This window comes from Nonomuraea sp. NPDC049646, assembly GCF_044465525.1.
Classification (GTDB): Bacteria; Actinomycetota; Actinomycetes; order Streptosporangiales; family Streptosporangiaceae; genus Nonomuraea.
This window is the reverse complement of record NZ_JBITLU010000034.1, coordinates 23,324-39,821: the sequence shown is the minus strand read 5'-3', so window position 1 is coordinate 39,821 and position 16,498 is coordinate 23,324. Positions and strand designations below refer to the sequence as shown.

8 protein-coding genes are annotated in these 16,498 nt (G+C 73.4%); 4 read left to right on the top strand and 4 right to left on the bottom strand.

All coding sequences use genetic code 11. The features are described from left to right. Nucleotides 1–114: 114 nt before the first annotated feature. From ACIBQ8_RS50135 to ACIBQ8_RS50125, 3 genes are all read right to left on the bottom strand, one after another. Nucleotides 115–4,512 (bottom strand): ThuA domain-containing protein, encoded by a 4,398-nt coding sequence (locus ACIBQ8_RS50135; protein WP_397195769.1) that lies wholly within the window; start codon nt 4,510–4,512, stop codon nt 115–117. Between the two features lie 290 nt (nt 4,513–4,802). Then, a complete protein-coding gene (locus ACIBQ8_RS50130; RefSeq protein WP_397178960.1) occupies nt 4,803–5,990 on the bottom strand; it encodes an ROK family protein in 1,188 nt (395 codons plus the stop codon). A gap of 113 nt (nt 5,991–6,103) precedes the next feature. Next, complete coding sequence (locus tag ACIBQ8_RS50125; RefSeq protein ID WP_397195768.1) at nt 6,104–7,237, bottom strand: sensor histidine kinase; 1,134 nt, start codon at nt 7,235–7,237, stop codon at nt 6,104–6,106. A 103-nt stretch (nt 7,238–7,340) separates the two neighbouring features. On the opposite strand from ACIBQ8_RS50125, the gene ACIBQ8_RS50120 reads away from it, so the two are divergent. Genes ACIBQ8_RS50120 through ACIBQ8_RS50105 form a run of 4 tightly spaced genes read left to right on the top strand, consistent with a single transcriptional unit; the run spans nt 7,341 to nt 10,032 of the window. Further along, nucleotides 7,341–7,883, top strand: a complete 543-nt coding sequence (locus tag ACIBQ8_RS50120) for a helix-turn-helix domain-containing protein (protein ID WP_397195767.1) — start codon at nt 7,341–7,343, stop codon at nt 7,881–7,883. 3 nt (nt 7,884–7,886) lie between these two features. Beyond that, nucleotides 7,887–8,273, top strand: a complete 387-nt coding sequence (locus tag ACIBQ8_RS50115; protein ID WP_397195766.1) for a hypothetical protein — start codon at nt 7,887–7,889, stop codon at nt 8,271–8,273. Then, the gene (locus ACIBQ8_RS50110; RefSeq protein WP_397195765.1) at nt 8,270–9,238 is read left to right on the top strand and encodes an ABC transporter ATP-binding protein; all 969 of its coding nucleotides are present in this window, start codon (nt 8,270–8,272) and stop codon (nt 9,236–9,238) included. Before ACIBQ8_RS50115 ends, ACIBQ8_RS50110 begins: the two co-directional genes overlap by 4 nt. Beyond that, the gene (locus ACIBQ8_RS50105; protein WP_397195764.1) at nt 9,235–10,032 is read left to right on the top strand and encodes an ABC transporter permease; all 798 of its coding nucleotides are present in this window, start codon (nt 9,235–9,237) and stop codon (nt 10,030–10,032) included. The genes ACIBQ8_RS50110 and ACIBQ8_RS50105 overlap by 4 nt, the downstream gene beginning before the upstream one ends. Nucleotides 10,033–10,244: 212 nt before the next feature. On the opposite strand, the gene ACIBQ8_RS50100 is transcribed toward ACIBQ8_RS50105, so the two are convergent. Then, a complete protein-coding gene (locus ACIBQ8_RS50100; protein WP_397195763.1) occupies nt 10,245–16,496 on the bottom strand; it encodes an RHS repeat-associated core domain-containing protein in 6,252 nt (2,083 codons plus the stop codon). Nucleotides 16,497–16,498: the final 2 nt, after the last annotated feature.

Below are 16,498 nucleotides of genomic sequence, written 5' to 3'. Positions count from 1 at the left end.
CCCCGCCGGGGGGGGGGCGGGGCCGCGCCCCCCGCCGGGGGCGGCGGGCCCGGGGGCGCCCCCCCCCCCGGCGGGGGGGGGGGCGCGGGGGCGCCCCCCCCCCCCCCCCGGCGGCTACCGGGTCCGCTTCGCCGGCGCCCTGGCCGCGGCGCGGACCAGGGTGAAGTCGTCGACGTCGAAGTTCGCGCCGGTGAACGTCAGGTACAGCCGGGTCGTGCCGGAGGGCACGCCGGTCAGCGCCGTGGAGACGTCGGCGTAGGACTCCCAGCCGCCGGTGTTCGGCACGGTGACGGCGCCGAGCACCGGCCCCGTCGGCGAGCCGGTACGGAGCTCGAAGCCGCCGGACGGCCCCGGCGAGGCCACCCGCGCCCGGAACCCGGTGACCCCGGTGAGGTCCACGTCGTAGGCCGCCCAGTCGCCCGGGTTGACGTAGCCGAGCACGGTGCCGCCGTGCGCGGGCGCGTGCGGGTAGGTGGCCACGCCGGACGCCTGCGCCCAGGTCTCGGCCTGGACGACGGAGTCCCCGGCCGGCGGGCCGAGCTCCTTGATCCGGATGTTGCGGAAGGACGCCTGGTCGGCGTCGCTGTGGTTCTGGATGCCGATGTGCCCGTTCTTCAGCGAGCGGGCCGGGTCGGTGTTGGTGAAGTCGTTGATCTGCACGCCGTTGAGGAAGACCCGCAGGCGCTCGCCCTCGACCCGGATCTCGTAGGTGTTCCACTCCCCCGGCGGGTTCAGCGCGGCGTCGCGGGCGGCGAGGTCGGCGGCCTTGAAGCCGTAGACCGAGCCGGTGGTCCGGTCCGGGGAGTCGGTGGCGTCGATCTGGATCTCGTAGCCGTTGTTCACCGCCGAGGACGGGTCGGACGAGGGCGGGAAGCCGACGAAGACGCCGGAGTTGTCGTCACCGGCCAGCTTCCAGTCCAGCTTGAGCGAGTAGGAGGTGGTGTACTCCTTGGCCTTGTACCAGAGCAGGCCCATGCCGCCCTGCGAGGTCAGCGTGCCGCCGGCGTTGGCGAACCCGCCCGGCCCGGCCTGCTCCCAGCCGGTGGTCGAGCCGTTGTAGAGGGTGGTGTAGCCGGTCTCGGCGCGGCAGTCGGCCTTGGCCTGGCCGGTGGCGTAGGCCAGGCCGCCGCGCAGGTGCTGCCGGAAGGCGGGCTCGGCGAAGGACTCCGCGGTGTGCCCGCCGCCGGTGTAGAAGGACCGCCCCCCGTCGTACGGCTTGCACCAGGCGATCGGGTGGTCGGCGCCCATCGTGCCGCCCGAGTACGTCGACTCGTCCAGGGTGGCCAGCACGTGGGCGCCGGTCCTGGCGTTGGTCCGGTAGTCGTACCATTCGTCCGTCCGCGGCCAGGTGGCGTCCAGGTGGGCGGTCGCCGGGTGGGCGCGGTCCTCGACCTTGACCGTCGCCTTCTGCACCGCCGGGTGGGCGGCGAACCAGGCGCCGACGAGGCCGCCGTACCAGGGCCAGTCGTACTCGATGTCGGCGGCCGCGTGGATGCCGGCGTAGCCGCCGCCCGCCCTGACGTACGCCTCGAACGCCGTCTGCTGCGCGGCGTCGAGCACGTCACCGGTGGTGTTGAGGAAGACGACCGCCTTGTACGCGGCCAGGTTCGCCGCGGTGAAGGCGGCCGGGTCCTCGGTGGCGGTCACGCCGAACCCGAGATCCCTGATCGCCTGGACGCCCGCCGCGATCGAGTCGTGCCGGAACCCCGCCGTACGGGAGAAGACCAGGACGGCGGGGCCGCCGGCGGCGGGGGTCGCCGTGGTGAACCTCTGGACCGTGCCGCCGTTGCACGTCCTGATGACGAGCTGGGCCGGGTCGGTGGCGTCGAGGCACTTGCCGAGCGCCTTGAGCGCGCCGCCCTCGGCGGTCCACTTCTGCGCGCCCGTGCCGTTGCAGGTCCAGATCTGCACCTTGGTGCCGTCGGCGCTGTTGGCGCCGGCCACGTCGAGGCACTTGCCGAGCGCCTTGACGGTCTGGCCGTCGACGGTCCAGTTCTGGGCGTTCGTGCCGTTGCAGGTGTAGAGCTGCACCTTGGTGCCGTCGGCGGTGCCGGCGCCGGCGACGTCCACGCACCTGCCGTCGGCGGCGCGGATCGGACCGACTGCCATCGCCTCCTCGGCCAGGGTGAAGTCGTCGAGGTCGAACAGCGCTCCGGCGCCTCCGGTGAAGACCAGGTAGAGCGTGGTGGACGCGGCGGTCGCGCCGGACAGCGGGGCCTGCACGTCGGTGAAGGTCTCCCAGCCGCCCGTCACCGGGACGGCGGCCTTGCCGAGCAGCGGCCCGGTGGGCGAGCCCGTGCGCACCTCGATGGAGCCGCCGACGCCGCCCGAGGAGACCCGCGCCCGGAAGGTCCTGGCGTCGTCGAGGCGGTAGGGGGTGAAGGCGATCCAGTCGCCGTTGTGCACGTCGCCGACCGTCCTGCCGCCGTGCGCGGCGGCCTTGGAGATCTGCGAGACGCCGGACATCGTCGCGTAGTGCTCGGCCTGGCGGTGGCGTGGTTGCAGGACGTGCTGGGTGTGGGTGGTCAGGCCGCCCTGGTCGGTGTACTCGGCGTCGAAGACGGCGAAGATGTTGGCCGCGTCGTCGTGCTCGCCGTCGGCCGGGATGGTCAGCTCGCCCGCGCAGCCGTTCTTCGAGGTGATCTGGTGGCCGTGGCTGTCGTGGCCGAGGACGTACGTCATCCGCACCTTGGCGCAGTCGATCTGCGCGTCCTCGGGGTCGGTCACCCCGATGGTGAAGGGCACGGTGTCGCCCCAGGTGAACAGCGTCCCGGGGGCGGGCGTGCCGATGGTCACGGCGGGGGCGGTGTTGCCGGCCGTGATGACCACGCCGGCGGTTCCGGCGTTGCCCTGGGGGTCGCGCACGGTGAGCGTGGCGGTGAACTTGCCCTCGGTGGTGTAGGTCTTGGTCGGGTTCGGGGCGGTGGAGGTGGTGCCGTCGCCGAAGTCCCAGGCGTAGGTGAGCGCGCCGCCCTCGGGGTCGGCGGAGCCGGCGCTGGAGAAGGCCACGGTGAGCGGGAGCTTGCCGGAGGTCTTGTCGGCCTTGGCGACCGCGACCGGCGAGCGGTTCCGGTCCTTGATGTACTCGACGCGGTAGAGGGCGGAGTTGGCGTCGCCGCCGAAGTAGCCCGAGCCGTAGTCCAGGACGTAGAGCGCGCCGTCGGGCCCGAAGGCCAGGTCCATCACCTGCGTGCCGGTCCAGGGGAAGGCGGCGATCTCGCCGCGGGTGCCGTCGGCGGCCACGTCGACGGCCTTGATCCACTTGCGGCCGAACTCGCCGGCGAAGAAGTGCCCGTCGAGGTCCTGGGGGAACTTGACGGCGGAGTTCAGGGCGGCGTCGTAGCGGTAGATCGGGCCGCCCATCGGCGATTCCGAGCCGCTGCCGAACTCGGGCGGCGAGCCGGCGTCGCCGCCGTACCTGATCCAGGCGGGCTTGGCGGGCGGGAGCTTGGCCAGGCCGGTGTTGCGCGGCGAGTCGTTGGCCGGGCCGCCGGCGGCGCAGTCGTACTTCTGGCCCGACGGGCCCGAGGGGAAGGTGTAGTCGTTGTAGGTCTCGGCCAGCGTGTTGGTCCCGGTGCAGTACGGCCAGCCGTAGTTGCCGGGCCCGGTGACGCGGTCGAACTCGACCTGCCCGGCGGGCCCGCGGGCCGGGTCGGTGCTGCCGGCGTCGGGGCCGTAGTCGCCGACGTAGACCACGCCGGTGGCCTTGTCCACGGTCATCCTGAACGGGTTGCGGAAGCCCATGGCGTAGATCTCGGGCCTGGTCCGCGCGGTGCCCGGCGGGAAGAGGTTGCCCGCGGGGATCGTGTAGGTGCCGTCGGCGGGGTTGACCTTGATGCGCAGGATCTTGCCGCGCAGGTCGTTGGTGTTGCCGGCGCTGCGCTGGGCGTCGTAGACGGGGTTGCGGTCGGGGCGCTCGTCGATGGGGGCGTAGCCGGCCGAGTCGAAGGGGTTGGAGTCGTCGCCGGTGGACAGGTAGAGGTTGCCCTGGGCGTCGAAGTCCATGTCGCCGCCGACGTGGCAGCACATGCCGCGGTCGGCGGCCACGTCGAGGACGGTCCGCTGCGAGGCCGTGTCGAGCGTCCAGTCGGGCTTGAGGGTGAACCGGGCCAGGCGGTTGACGCCCTGCCAGGCCGACCAGTCGGCGCCGGTCGCGGGGGCGTCGCCGGACGGCGTGCTCAGGCGCGGGGCGTAGTAGAGGTAGATGGTCCGGTTGGCGGTGAAGCCGGGGTCCACGGCTACGCCCTGGAGGCCCTCCTCGTCGTGGGTGTAGACGGGCAGCGTCCCGATCACGGTGGTCTGTCCCTGGGCGTCGGTGCGGCGCAGCGTCCCGTCGCGGGCCGTGTGCAGCACCGACAGGTCGGGCAGCACGGCCATGGTCATCGGCTCGCCCATCTCGGCCACGCCCTTGGCCAGCTCGACGCGCTGGTAGTCGGCGGGGTCGATGGCGGCGTGGGCGCGGGCGGGCGGGGCGGGCGAGGCGGCCACGGTGAGCACGACGGCGCTCGACATGGCCAGGAGGACGGCGCTGACCCGCGCCGTCCATCGGGCGGCACGGGTGGGTCTGCCGGGGGGCGTCCTGGGAGGCATCGCGGAGGTTCCCTTTCCGTGGGGGGTGGACCGGGAGGGAGGGTTCCATTGGCGGACGATCGAAGAACCTTCGTAGATCGCGACAGTAGATCTGACTTTTGATGATTGTCAACGAAAGTCCGTTAAGTCCCAGACGAAACGGTTTCGGTCCGTGGCCGGAACGGCGAAGCGCCCCGCCTGCCGCGGGCAGGCGGGCGCTTTCGCGGACGCGGTCAGCCGGCCAGGGCGCTGTCGACCGCCTCCGGGGCCAGGACGTGCTCCAGCACCATGACGGCCGCCCCGATGACGCCCGCCCGGTCGCCCAGCTCGCTGACCTGGATGCGCAGGTGCTGGGTGGCCAGCGGCAGCGAGCGCTTGTAGATGGCCTCGCGCACCCCCGCGAGCAGGTGCTCACCGGCGTCGGCCAGGTCGCCGCCGATCACGATGGCGGCCGGGTTGAAGAAGTTGACGATCGTGGCCAGCACGTCGCCGATCTCGCGCCCGGCCTGGCGGACGAGCTGGGCGGCGTCGCGGTTGCCGGCGCGCAGCAGCGCGACGACGTCCCGGCCGCCCGCGGCGGGCACGCCGGTGGCCGAGATGCGGGCGGCCAGCGCGGCCCCGCCGGCCAGGGCCTCCAGGCAGCCCACGTTGCCGCAGTGGCACAGCACGGCGTCGTCGGCGGTGGCGACCCGGATGTGGCCGATGTCGCCGGCCGCGCCCTGCGCGCCCCGGTGGAGACGGCCGTCGGAGATCACGCCGCAGCCGATGCCGGTGCCGATCTTGACGAAGACGAGCTGGCCGGTCGCCTGCCGTCCGGCGCGCTGCTCGCCGAGCGCCATGATGTTGACGTCGTTGTCCACGAAGACCGGCACGCCCAGCCGCTCCCCCAGCCACTCGGGCACCGGGAACCGGTCCCAGCCCGGCATGAGGGGCGGGTTGACCGGGCGGCCCGTCGGGTACTCGACCGGGCCCGGCAGGCCGATGCCCGCCCCGCACACGTCGGCCAGGTCGCGGCCGCTCTCGTCGAGCAGGTCGGCGAACGTGCGCGCGAGCCGCCCGAGCGTCGCCTCGGGGCCCTGGTCGATCGGCGCGTCGGCGGTGCGCTCGGCCAGCACCGCGCCGCCGAGGTCGGTGATCGCCACCCGCTCGTGCGTGACGCCCAGGTCGGCGGCCAGGACGAGCCGGGCGGTGCGGTTGAAGGCGAACATGGCCGCGGGCCGCCCGCCCGAGGAGACGACGTCGTCGGCGGGCAGCACCCAGCGGTGGCGGAGCAGGGCGTCGAGGCGCAGGGACACGGTGGACCGGGCCAGCCCGGTGAGCTGCACCAGCTCGGTCCGGGTGCGCGGAGGCCCGTCCCGCAGCAGGGAGAGCAGCGCGCCGGCCCCCGCCGTCGCGCCGTTGAGCGTGTCCAGAGTCAACACCAGCCTCTCCGCCGATGACGGCAGCCACTTCAGAGGAGCCCAAGTCTATCTTCGCCGACCGGCGCACGACTTATGGCTGAGCATCGACATAAGGACGTCGATCCCGGAGCCGATCACGTCGCCAGCGGGAGCCTCAGGACGAAGCGGGCGCCGCCCGGGTGGTCGGCCACGAAGAGGTCGCCTCCGTAGGCGTGGGCGATCTCGCGGGCGATCGGCAGGCCGAAGCCCGAGCCGCCGGCGTCCAGCGAGCGCGCCTGCTCCTGCCGGTACAGCCGGTGGAAGATGCGCTCGCGCTCCTCGGACGGGATGCCGGGCCCGTCGTCGATGACCTCCAGGACGGCGTACGGCGGCGCGGCGGCGACCACGAACTCGATCCTGCTGGTGGTGTGACGCTCGGCGTTGGCGACCAGGTTGGACAGCAGCCGGGCCAGCCGCACCCGCGAGGCGCGGACCACCACGCCCTCCTCCAGCCGGGTCAGGACGGACGCGCTCGGCGGATGCGCGTCCAGCTCCTCCACCACCAGGCGGGCCAGATCGACGAGGTCGGCGCCGGGCGGCGGGGCGGTGTAGAGGCGGGCCAGGGCGAGCAGGTCGCCGACGATGTCGTTGAGCCGCTCGGCGTCCCGGTGCAGGCTGCGCAGGGTCCGGCGGAGGTCGGCGCCGGGGTCGGACAGGGCCTCCTCCAGCTCGGTCAGCAGGCCGGTGATCGGGTTGCGCAGGTCGTGGGCGGCGTCGAAGACGAACCGCTGCTGGTGCTCGATCGTCTCGTGCAGCATGGAGACCTTCTGCTGCTCCTGGCGGTAGGCCTGGTGCAGCAGCGCGTCGCCCTTCAGGGGGCCGGAGACCCGGGCGGCGGGCCGGGGTTCGAGCGACCCGGTGACGTCCTCGAACACGACGACGATCTCCGTCACCTCGCCCGACGGGTCGAGCACCGGGGCGTTCGCCAGGCGCCAGTGGCGCCGGCCGGGCGGATCCCAGTCGTCGCGCAGCAGCGGCACGACGTCGCCGGCGGCGGTGGCGGCCACCCGCTCCAGCGAGGCGCGCACCTTCGCCGCGCCCGGCCCGCTCAGGCCGCCCAGCACCGGGGCCGCGCCGAGCAGGGCGCGGCCGACGACCTCCGCCCGGTCCTGGCCGGTCATCCGCAGGTAGGCGTCGTTGACGGCGAGCACGACCTGGCCCCGGGTGAGCAGCATGCAGGGACACGGCAGCGCCTCGAACGCCGCCTGGTATCCGACCGTCGCTCCCATCACCGGGTCCCCCTCAGGCGCCACATACCCCCGTAAGGCCGCTGACATGCGGAAATGCCATGTTGTTGTCATTCTCATTCTCGATAGTGATAACGTGTGAAGCGTGACGACCTCGACAGAGCGCTGGGCCGAGCTGGCGCTGCATCCCGTGCGCATCCGCATCCTGCGCGCCGCCGCCGGGGGCCGCCGTACGCCCTCGGAGCTGGCGGCCCTGCTGCCCGACGTGCCGCAGGCGACGCTCTACCGGCAGATCGCGACGCTGGCCAAGGCCGGGATGCTGGAGGTCGTCGAGGAGCACAAGGTCGGCGGAGCGACCGAACGGGTCTACGCGGTGCCCGGGGGCGGCCTGACGCCGTCCCCCGAGGCCCTGGCCACGGCGTCGGCGGAGGACCACGCGCGGTGGTTCACCGCGTTCGCCGGCAGCCTGCTGTCGGAGTTCGCGCGCTACCTCGACCGCGAGCGCGTCGATCTGGCCGCCGACGGCGCCGGATACCAGCAGGTGGTCCTGCACCTGGACGACGAGGAGTTCGTCGCCTTCGCCACGGGGTTCGCCGAGCTGGTGCGCCCCCTGCTGGCGAACGAGCCGGGACAGGGGCGTACGCCGCGCTTGCTGGCGACGGTCCTGCTCCCCCTGAAGGAAGGCTGAACCATGGCAACGATGTACGTCGACGAGGGTCTGGTCACGATCGAACTCGGCCGCTGGGAGCGGTTGCTCACCGGTCACGGCCGGTACGCGTGCCCGCTCGCGTCCGTGCGGGAGGTGCGGGTCGCGGGCGATCCGCTGCGCGTCCCGCGCGGGGCGCGCAAGGGGCTGAGCGTGGCGGGCCACGTCAAGATCGGCGTGTGGGGCCTGTTCGGCGGGCGGCGGCAGCTCGTGTCGGTGACCGGCGACACGCCTGCGGTGCACCTGCTGCTCGACCGCGCCGCCTCCGGCGGCGAGTTCGACGAGGTGGTCCTCTCGGTCCCCGACGCCGGCCGGGCCGCCGCCGCGATCCAGGCAGCGGTCCAGGCAGCGGTCCAGGCGGCGGCCGCGTGACCGGCGTCGAGGTCACCGGCCTGACCAAGCGGTACGGCGCGCTGACCGCCGTCGACGACCTCAGCTTCACGGTCCGGCCCGGGGCGGTCACCGCGTTCCTCGGCCTCAACGGCGCCGGGAAGACCACGACGATGCGCATGATGGTCGGCCACGTCACCCCCACCAGCGGCGGCGTGACGATCGGCGGCCGCCGCTACCGTGACCTGCCGCGCCCGACCACCGTGGTGGGCGCGACCTTCGACGCCGCCTCCTTCCACCCCCGGCACTCGGTCCGCGACCATCTGCGCGTCTACGCCGCGATGGGCGGCCATCCCGATCGCCGGGTCGGCGACCTGCTGGGCCTGGTGGGCCTGGCCGGAGCCGCCGGGCGGGCGACCGGCGCCCTGTCCACCGGGATGCGGCAGCGGCTCAACCTGGCCACCGCCCTGCTCGGCGACCCCCGGGTGCTGCTGCTGGACGAGCCGGGCAACGGCCTGGACCCCGAGGGGGCGGCGTGGCTGCGCTCGTTCCTGCGCGGGATGGCCGCGCAGGGGCGGACGGTGCTGGTCTCCAGCCACGTGCTGGCCGAGGTGGAGCAGGTCGCCGACGACGTGGTGGTCATCGGGCGGGGGCGGCTGCTGGCCGCCGGCCCCCTGCGCGAGCTGTGCGGCGCCGAGCCGGACGTGCTGGTGCGCACCCCCGACGCCGCCGCCCTGCGCGCGGCGCTGGCCGCCGAGGCCGCGCAGGTGGACGTGACCGGCCCGCACGACCTGCGGGTCCGCGGCCTCGATCCGGCGCGGGTCGCCGCCCTGGCCGCGGCCCGCGGGCTGCCGGTCCACGGCCTGACCACCGAACGCCCGCCCCTGGAACGGCTCTTCCTCGGCCTCACCGGCCAGGCGCCGGGCGTGCAGGAACGGGCGGGCGCGGGCGAGGAGGCGGCGGGCGTGCGGGAGTCGGCGGGCGCGGGTGGGGAGGCGGCGGCGTGAGCGGGTTCGTGCGTGCGGAGTTCCGGCGGCTGCTGGCCACCAGGATGTGGTGGGGCCTGCCGCTGACGGCCGTCCTGCTCGGGGGCGGGCTGATCGGGCTGCTGGCCGTGGTCGGGCCGGAGAACTTCGAGCCGCCGATGCCGGGGCTGGACACCGAGGCGGGGGTGCGGGCCGTCCTGGGGTTCCTCGGGTTCACCGCCTTCGTGCCGGCCGCCGTCGGGACGCTCGCCGTCACGTCGGAGTACCGGCACCGCACGGTGAACTTCACCTTCCTGTTCGCGCCGGACCGGTGGCGGGTGCTGGTGGCCAAGCTCGTCGCCTACGCGGTGGCGGGTCTGGCGTACGGGCTGGTGCTGGCCGGCGCGGCCGGGGCGGCGCTGTTCGGCGTGGCCGCGGCCCGCGGCGCCGAGCTGGGCCTGCCCGCCGGGACGATCGTGGCGCTGCTGGCCCGGCTGGGCGTGGCGATGGCGGTCTACGTGGTGCTCGGCGTGGGCGTCGGCGCGCTGATCCGCAACCAGGTCGCGGCGCTGTGCGTGGTGATCGGCTACCTGTACGGCGGCGAGCTGGCGCTGATCATGATCCCCGGCGTGCGGGAGCTGTACCCGTGGCTGCCCGGCGGCGCGACCTCGGCGCTGACCGACTTCACCGCCGTGGCCGACGCGCTGGCCGCCCAGCTGTCCAGCGAGCCGGTCCGGCTGCTGTCACCGGCCGCCGGGGCGCTGGCCCTGCTGGCGTACGCGGCGCTGGCGAGCGCGGCCGCCGTCCTGCGTCCGCTGCGCCGGGACGTCGCCTGACCCGCTGCTGATGATCTTCGGCCAGGACGACCGGAGATGGCGTTCGTCCTCGGCCGCCGGCTACCGGCTACCGGACGGTCCCCGGCGCGGCCGTCGAGCTCTGCCCGGGACCGGGCACTCCCCATGCTGGAGGACGTGCAGCCCCGGGCGCGGGAACCGGTGGAGCCCCGGGCGCGGGGACCGGGGTCGGTCCGCGCGCCCGGGGCCGGGGATCAGAAGAAGCCGCCGAGGAAGTCGTCCAGGCCGCTCTGGTCGATCCATCGGGTGACCCGGGCGCCGGTCTCGGCGATCGTGCCCGTCCGGGTGTTCTCCGGCTCGATCTTCTCCGGCTTGAAGATCTGCTTCTCCGCCTGCCCGGAGCCCTGGGGCCTGGTCAGGCTGGGTGGCGGCGGCCCGTCCGGGTACATCTTGCCGTCGCGGTAGACGGTGTAGGACTGGGTCGGCTGCGTGGTGCCGTCGTTCCGGTAGACCTGGCTCGGTCTCGGCTGCGCCGGCTGCCTGGCGGCCTTCGGCGGCGACTGCCGTTGCACCGCCCGATGGCTGGTCGGACGCTGTGCCGGGCGCCGCGCCGCCTGGGCGCGCCGGGCCTGGGCCGCCCGGTAGCGGTTGCGCGCCCGCGCCGCCTGCGTGGCCCGCCGCTTGGCCGCCGCCTCGGCGGCCTTCCTGCGTGCCTCCCTCTTGGCCGCCGCGGCGGCCCGTCTCTTGGCCGCCGCCGCGGCCGCCTTCCTGGCCTTCTCCGCCGCCTTCTTCCTGGCCGCGGCCAGCGCCCTGCGCTTGGCCGCCGCCGCGGCCTTCTTCTTGGCCGCCTCCAGCGCCTTCTTCCTGGCCAGCGCCGCCGCCCGCCGCTTGGCCGCCGCGATGGCCGCGCGCCGCGCCGCCGCCCTGGCCGCCGCGAGCGCCGCCCGCCGGGCCGCCGCCTGCGCCAGCTTCCTGGCGATGATCCGCGCCGCGATGCGCGCCGCGATGCCGACGGCGATCCAGAACAGCTGGCCGTCGGGGTCGCTCATGCTGACGGGGCTGTTGTTGGCGTAGGCGTAGGCGTTGAGCTGCTGCGGGTCCTCCTCGTCGATGATGGGGTCGACCGACAGGAAGCGGCCGTTCTTCGGGTCGTACTCGCGGGCGCCCAGGTGGACGAGCCCGGTCGTCGGATCCTTGGTTCCGCCGACGAAGGACCGCTGACCCGGCCACCATGGCGGCGGCGACCCCCGGTCCTCCCCGAACGGCGTCATCCGCCGCACGGCCAGCTCACCGGTGCCGCCGTTCACCGCGGCCTGCGCGGTGCCCTGGTGGTCGGCGGCCAGGAAGTAGACCTGGTTGTCGGGCGTGCGGACCGCGATCGGCTCGCCGTTGATGGTGTAGTAGCGGGTCTGCTCGACGGCGTCCTTGGCGAAGTCGAAGCGCAGCTCCATGTCGTCCACGTACAGGGTGGCGTCCGTGGCGGTCTTGCGCAGCAGCCGGTCGCCGTCGGCGTCGTAGAGGAACGACGTCGTCTTCCCGGCCTCCGTGACCGACTCCAGGTTGCCCTCGGCGTCCCAGACGAGGGTCTGGTCGGACGTGCCGACCTTGCGCCTGGTGGTGTTGCCGGCCTCGTCGTAGGCGAACAGGTCGGCCCCGATGCTCTGCACCGCGTGCGGCTGCTTGCCGCCGGCCGCCGGGTAGACCGAGGTGCGCACGGTCTCGGGCGCGCCGCCCCAGGCGTGCTTGGTCTCCTTGACCCGGTTGCCGGTGGCGTCGTAGGCGTAGCTGACCGCGTACGGCGCCACGCCGCCGATCTTGTCCGAGGCCGGCGTGCCGCTCGCGCAGTCGTCGGTGGCCGTCCACGCCGAGGTCATCCGGCGCAGGTGGTCGTAGGTGAAGCACTGCGTGTCCTGGCCGCCCGCCCGTTCGGCGATCTTGGTGATGTTGCCGGCGGCGTCGTAGGCGTAGTTGAGGTCGAGGTCGGTGGCGGCGGCGCCCTCCCGGTCCAGCCGCATCCTGGTCAGCCTGCGGGTGGACTCGTCATGGGTGTAGGTGAGCCAGGTCTTCTTGCCGCCGGAGCCCAGCTCGTACTGCAGGGTCTCGCCGAGCTTGGAGTAGCGGGTCGCGGTCACGTACGACGACAGCCCGCTGACCTTGGTCGGCTGGCTGAGCTCGTCGTAGGAGTAGACCACCGACTCGGCCTCCAGCCCGCCCCCGGCCGGGAAGCTGACCGACTGCACCTGGTCGTCGAGGGTGTAGCGGGTGTTGAGCACGTACGAGCCGGCCAGCTTGCCCTCCCGCTCGGGGACGGTCACCGTCTCGCGCAGCGTGCGGTAGTCGGAGTCGATGGCGTTGATCTCCGCCTTGTACGCCTGCCCGCCCGCGTACCGGATGCTGGCGTTCATGTGGCCCTTGGCCAGCGCGTCGTACTTCCACTCGGCCAGCAGCGTGCCGGTGGCCGAGCCGTCGCGCAGCTCCTTCTTGCGGCCGAGCTCGTCGTAGACGTACCAGAGGGTCTTGCCGCGGGCGTCGGTGGTGCTCACCAGCTCGTCGGCGTCGTTGTACGTCATCGTGGTGACGCCCTTGTCCGGGTCCTCCGTCCTGATCTCCCGGCCGCGCACGTCGTAGTGGTGGCGCCACACGTTGCCCGCGGCGTCGGTCACCGTGGACAGGCGGCCGGCGGGGTCGTAGGTGTACTTGGTGGACTCGTACGGGCCCGTCGGGGTGGCGCCCTTGTACTGGCGCAGCTCGACGAGCCGGTCGTCGGCGTCGCCGATGCGGGTCGTCGCGGTGCCGCCCGCCGGCGGCGTGATGGTGACGCGGTCGCCCTGCTGGGTGGCCGAGACGCGGTACTTCTCCACGCCCTTGGCCTTGAGGATCTGGGCGTTGACCTCGCCGGCGCCGTCGAAGACCGACACGACCTGCGTGGGCACGTCGGTGTCGGCGACCGCGAGCAGCTCGGTGGCGGGCGTGCCGGTGGCGAAGTAGCCGGTGTTGGACTTGCTCACCTCGCCGAGCGAGTTGTAGAAGGTGTCGGTGATCGTGCGCCCGTCGCGCAGCGCCGGGTCCTGCGTCTGGTCGTCGCGGGGTGCGGGTTCCTGGGTCTGGCGCTCGCGCATCAGGCCGTCGTACAGCTCGTGGCTGACGGTGTAGCCGCCGTCGGCGCGCAGCGTCTTGGTGGTGACGACGCTGGGGCCGTCGGTGCGCATGGTGTAGGCGTACTCGGTGCTGGGCGACTGGCCGGCGGCCTTGCTGCGGTCCGGCTGCCAGACCTTGACCAGGCGGCCGAGCGCGTCGTGCTCCATGTCGGTGCGCCGGCCGTTGGCGTCGACCTCGGCGACCGGCTCGCCCCAGGCCGGCTCGACGAGGGTGCGCTCGACGTGGCCGAGCTGGTTGGTCTCGACGATCTCCGTGGCCTGGGCGCCGGTGGCCGGGCTGTAGGTGATGGTGGACTTCGTGCCGACCGGGCCGGTCTCGCTGGTCTCGCGGCCGTAGACGTCGTAGGTGTGTGTGCTGTCGGTGAGGGTCGATCCGTCGGCCGCGGCGAGCTGCTGGACGGTGGTCACGTCGCCCTTGGTGGGCGCCTGGCCGTAGGCCTTGTTGTCGTACTGGACCCGTTCGTCGGAGATGACCTCGCCGGCGGCCAGGGCCGAGACGGCGGTGCCGCAGCCCGCGGCGACCTTCTGGATCCTGCTGGCGTAGTCGAGCATCCAGGCGGTGTCGTTGCGGGCGTAGGTGTAGCGGGTGCACTGGTCGTCGTCGGCGGTGGCCAGGTCGCCCTTCTCCTCCACCTGGGTGAGCAGGCCCTTGGCGTCGTACGAGCGCTCCTCGCCGGTACGCCGCCACGTTCCGCCCGCCAGCGCCGTGCGGGTCACCATCGACTTGGGCTCGACCACGTAGGCGGTCTTGGTGACGCCGCCCTGCGTGGACTCGGCGGTCTTGAGCGACCACGGCTCCTCGACGGTGGCGGTGAGCACCGTCGCGCTGTCGCCGTCGTAGAGGATCTCCTCGCGTTCGAAGCCGGACAGCTGGTCGAGGTCGTCCAGCTTGCCGCCCTCGGTGTCGACGACCTGCGCGACGCGCTTGGAGCCGTCGGCCTGCCTGTCGCCGTGCATGCCGCGGAAGTACCTGAACTCGGTGAGCGTGCGCCGGGTGTCCTGCCCGTCGCCCTCGCGCACCCGGACGCGGCCGAACCCGCGCCAGTCCGACCAGGTGCGCTGCTCGGGCTTGACGAGGATGTTGTCGGCGTAGTGCCAGGCAGCGCCGTCGAGGTACTCGTAGTCGGTGACCACGTTCGGCGAGCCGGCGACGCGGTCCACCTCGACGGTCTGGGTGACGACGTACTTGTGGAACCAGTCGGTGACCTCGCCCTCGTCGGGCGGCGCCCAGCGCTGCGGGAAGCACAGCCGGTTGTTCTTGTCGGCCGCGGCGGGCACGTCGCCGGGCTTGCAGTCGGCCGCGGCGTAGTTGACCCGCAGCTCGCCGCCGGTCTCGTTGTTCACGGCCTGGACCCGCCACTTGACCAGCGGCGCGCGTCCTTCGTTGGCGTCCACCCGGTTGGGCAGCTGCACGCCGCTGAAGGTGATCTTCGGCATGGTGAGGGTGCCGCCCACGTGGCCGCTCTGCTGCACCGAGGCCAGCCACAACGACGGGCTGAGGCCGTCGCCCGTGGCGGGGAACTGGTGGGTCAGCGTCCAGGAGTCCACCGGGCTGTACTGGCCGGAGGCGTTGAGCACCTGCGTGGTGACCTTGGCCAGGCGCTTGCGCGAGAAGAACGTCGGCGACAGCCGGTCGGTGCACTTGACCCCGGCGTCGCAGATCTGGTCGAACGGCACGTCCGGCCAGGACGCCGCGGTCTCCTTCTTGAGCTGGTCGGCGGCGCAGGTGACGGTGCCGGAGGGCAGGCAGCGCTCGGCCACGTCGAAGACCACCCGGGCGGCCGGGGCCTTGGTGAACAGCTCGCTCTGCAGGTAGCCGTAGTCGACGCGGGTGAGGTACGCGCCGCGCACGTACACGGTGCCCTGCTCGGGCTTCATGCTGCGGCCGTAGTAGTTCTTCTCGGTCTCGTACCAGTACGTGGTGGCGTTGCCGTGGGTGTCGACCGCGTAGTCGAGGTTCCACCGGTAGGCCTGCTGGCACCAGGCGTTGGCGGGGGTGCTGGAGTAGCACGGCTCGCCGCTGTTGTTGCCGAACACCGGCACGGTCTGCACCGACTTGGTCTCCGGCTTGCCGGTGACCCAGCCGGGCAGGCGGTTCAGGCCGAAGCTGTACTGGGTGCCGTCGGCGGTGGTGACCCGCCAGTACTCGCCGTTGTTGTCGCCGTTGGTGGCGCCGGTGAGGTACTCGATGCGGGTGCCGTCGTCGCGCTTGGGCCGCCACTGCTTGGTGGTGGCGTCCTTGACCAGCTCGACGGCGGAGTTGCCGAGCGACAGGGTGGCGTTGTCCTGGTCCCAGCACAGGTCGCCGGTCTTCTTGCCGTCGATCATGCACGCCTTGTAGCGGCGTTCGACGTAGCCGCTGGGGTTCAGCTCGAAGCCCTCGCCCACCCAGGACGGCTGGTTGTTGGTGGAGACGGTGCGGCCGTCCACGCTCTGGGAGGAGTAGTCGAGCGACAGGTCCGGCTCGTCGCCGCCCAGGGCGGGCGGGGTGCGCAGGTCGTAGCTCCAGGAGAAGTCGCCGGACTGGTTGCCGACGCTCCAGCTCGCCGAGGCGGCCAGCGAGGTGGCGGCGTGGTCGCCCGACGGGCCGGAGGCGGCGGCGGTCACGGCGTACAGGCCGGTGGTCTCGACCTCGGCGGTCAGCTTGCCCGCCTTGGCGTCGTTGTCGCTTTTGACCGGCTGCGGCGCGGCGCAGGTGGCGGCGGCCTGGGCGTCGAGCGCGCACTCGTCGAGCTTGACCATGCGCAGCCGGGCGCCGTAGTCGCCGCCGAAGGCGTACCGGAAGCCGGAGTAGTCGATCTCCAGCCGGGTCTTCCCGGACGCCTTGGCCGCCGTGACGCCCTGTCCGGGCGAGACGCGCATCGCGACGCCGAGCAGGTCGGTCCTGAGCAGCTCGACCTTGACCGGGACGGCCTCGGCCGCGGCCACCCCCTTGGCGGCGGGGGCCAGCCGCACCGGGAACCCGGCGGCCAGTGCGGAGGCGCCCCGCTCGGCGGCACCGCCCAGCTCGGCGGTGCCGGCGGCGGGCCAGGCGACCTTGGGCGGGGCCTTCCACGCCTGTGCGGAGGCGGGATCGGCGAGGGGCGGCAGGACGGGCACCTTCCCGCCCTTGACCGGCGTCTCCTTCTGCACCGCGGGCGCCTTGCGGGGCGCGGCGGAGGCGGGCATCGCGTACGCCATGGGCGCCAGGAGCACGACCGTGAGCACGGTCGCCAGCCTGCGCGGCCAGGCGGTCTGAGGCTTGACGCCCTCGAAGCGGTTCCAGCGGGGGTCGGGGGCGTCGGGTTCGGCGGCGGGCTGCTGAAAACGATTCCAGTTGGGCTCTGGCAGGTCTAACTCACTGTCCACGG

Excerpts from the sequence above, each read along its gene's own strand:
- ACIBQ8_RS50135 (WP_397195769.1), bottom strand. The coding sequence starts at position 4,512 with ATGTCGAGCGCCGTCGTGCTCACCGTGGCCGCCTCGCCCGCCCCGCCC.
- ACIBQ8_RS50125 (WP_397195768.1), bottom strand. The coding sequence starts at position 7,237 with ATGGGAGCGACGGTCGGATACCAGGCGGCGTTCGAGGCGCTGCCGTGT.
- ACIBQ8_RS50115 (WP_397195766.1), top strand. The coding sequence starts at position 7,887 with ATGGCAACGATGTACGTCGACGAGGGTCTGGTCACGATCGAACTCGGC.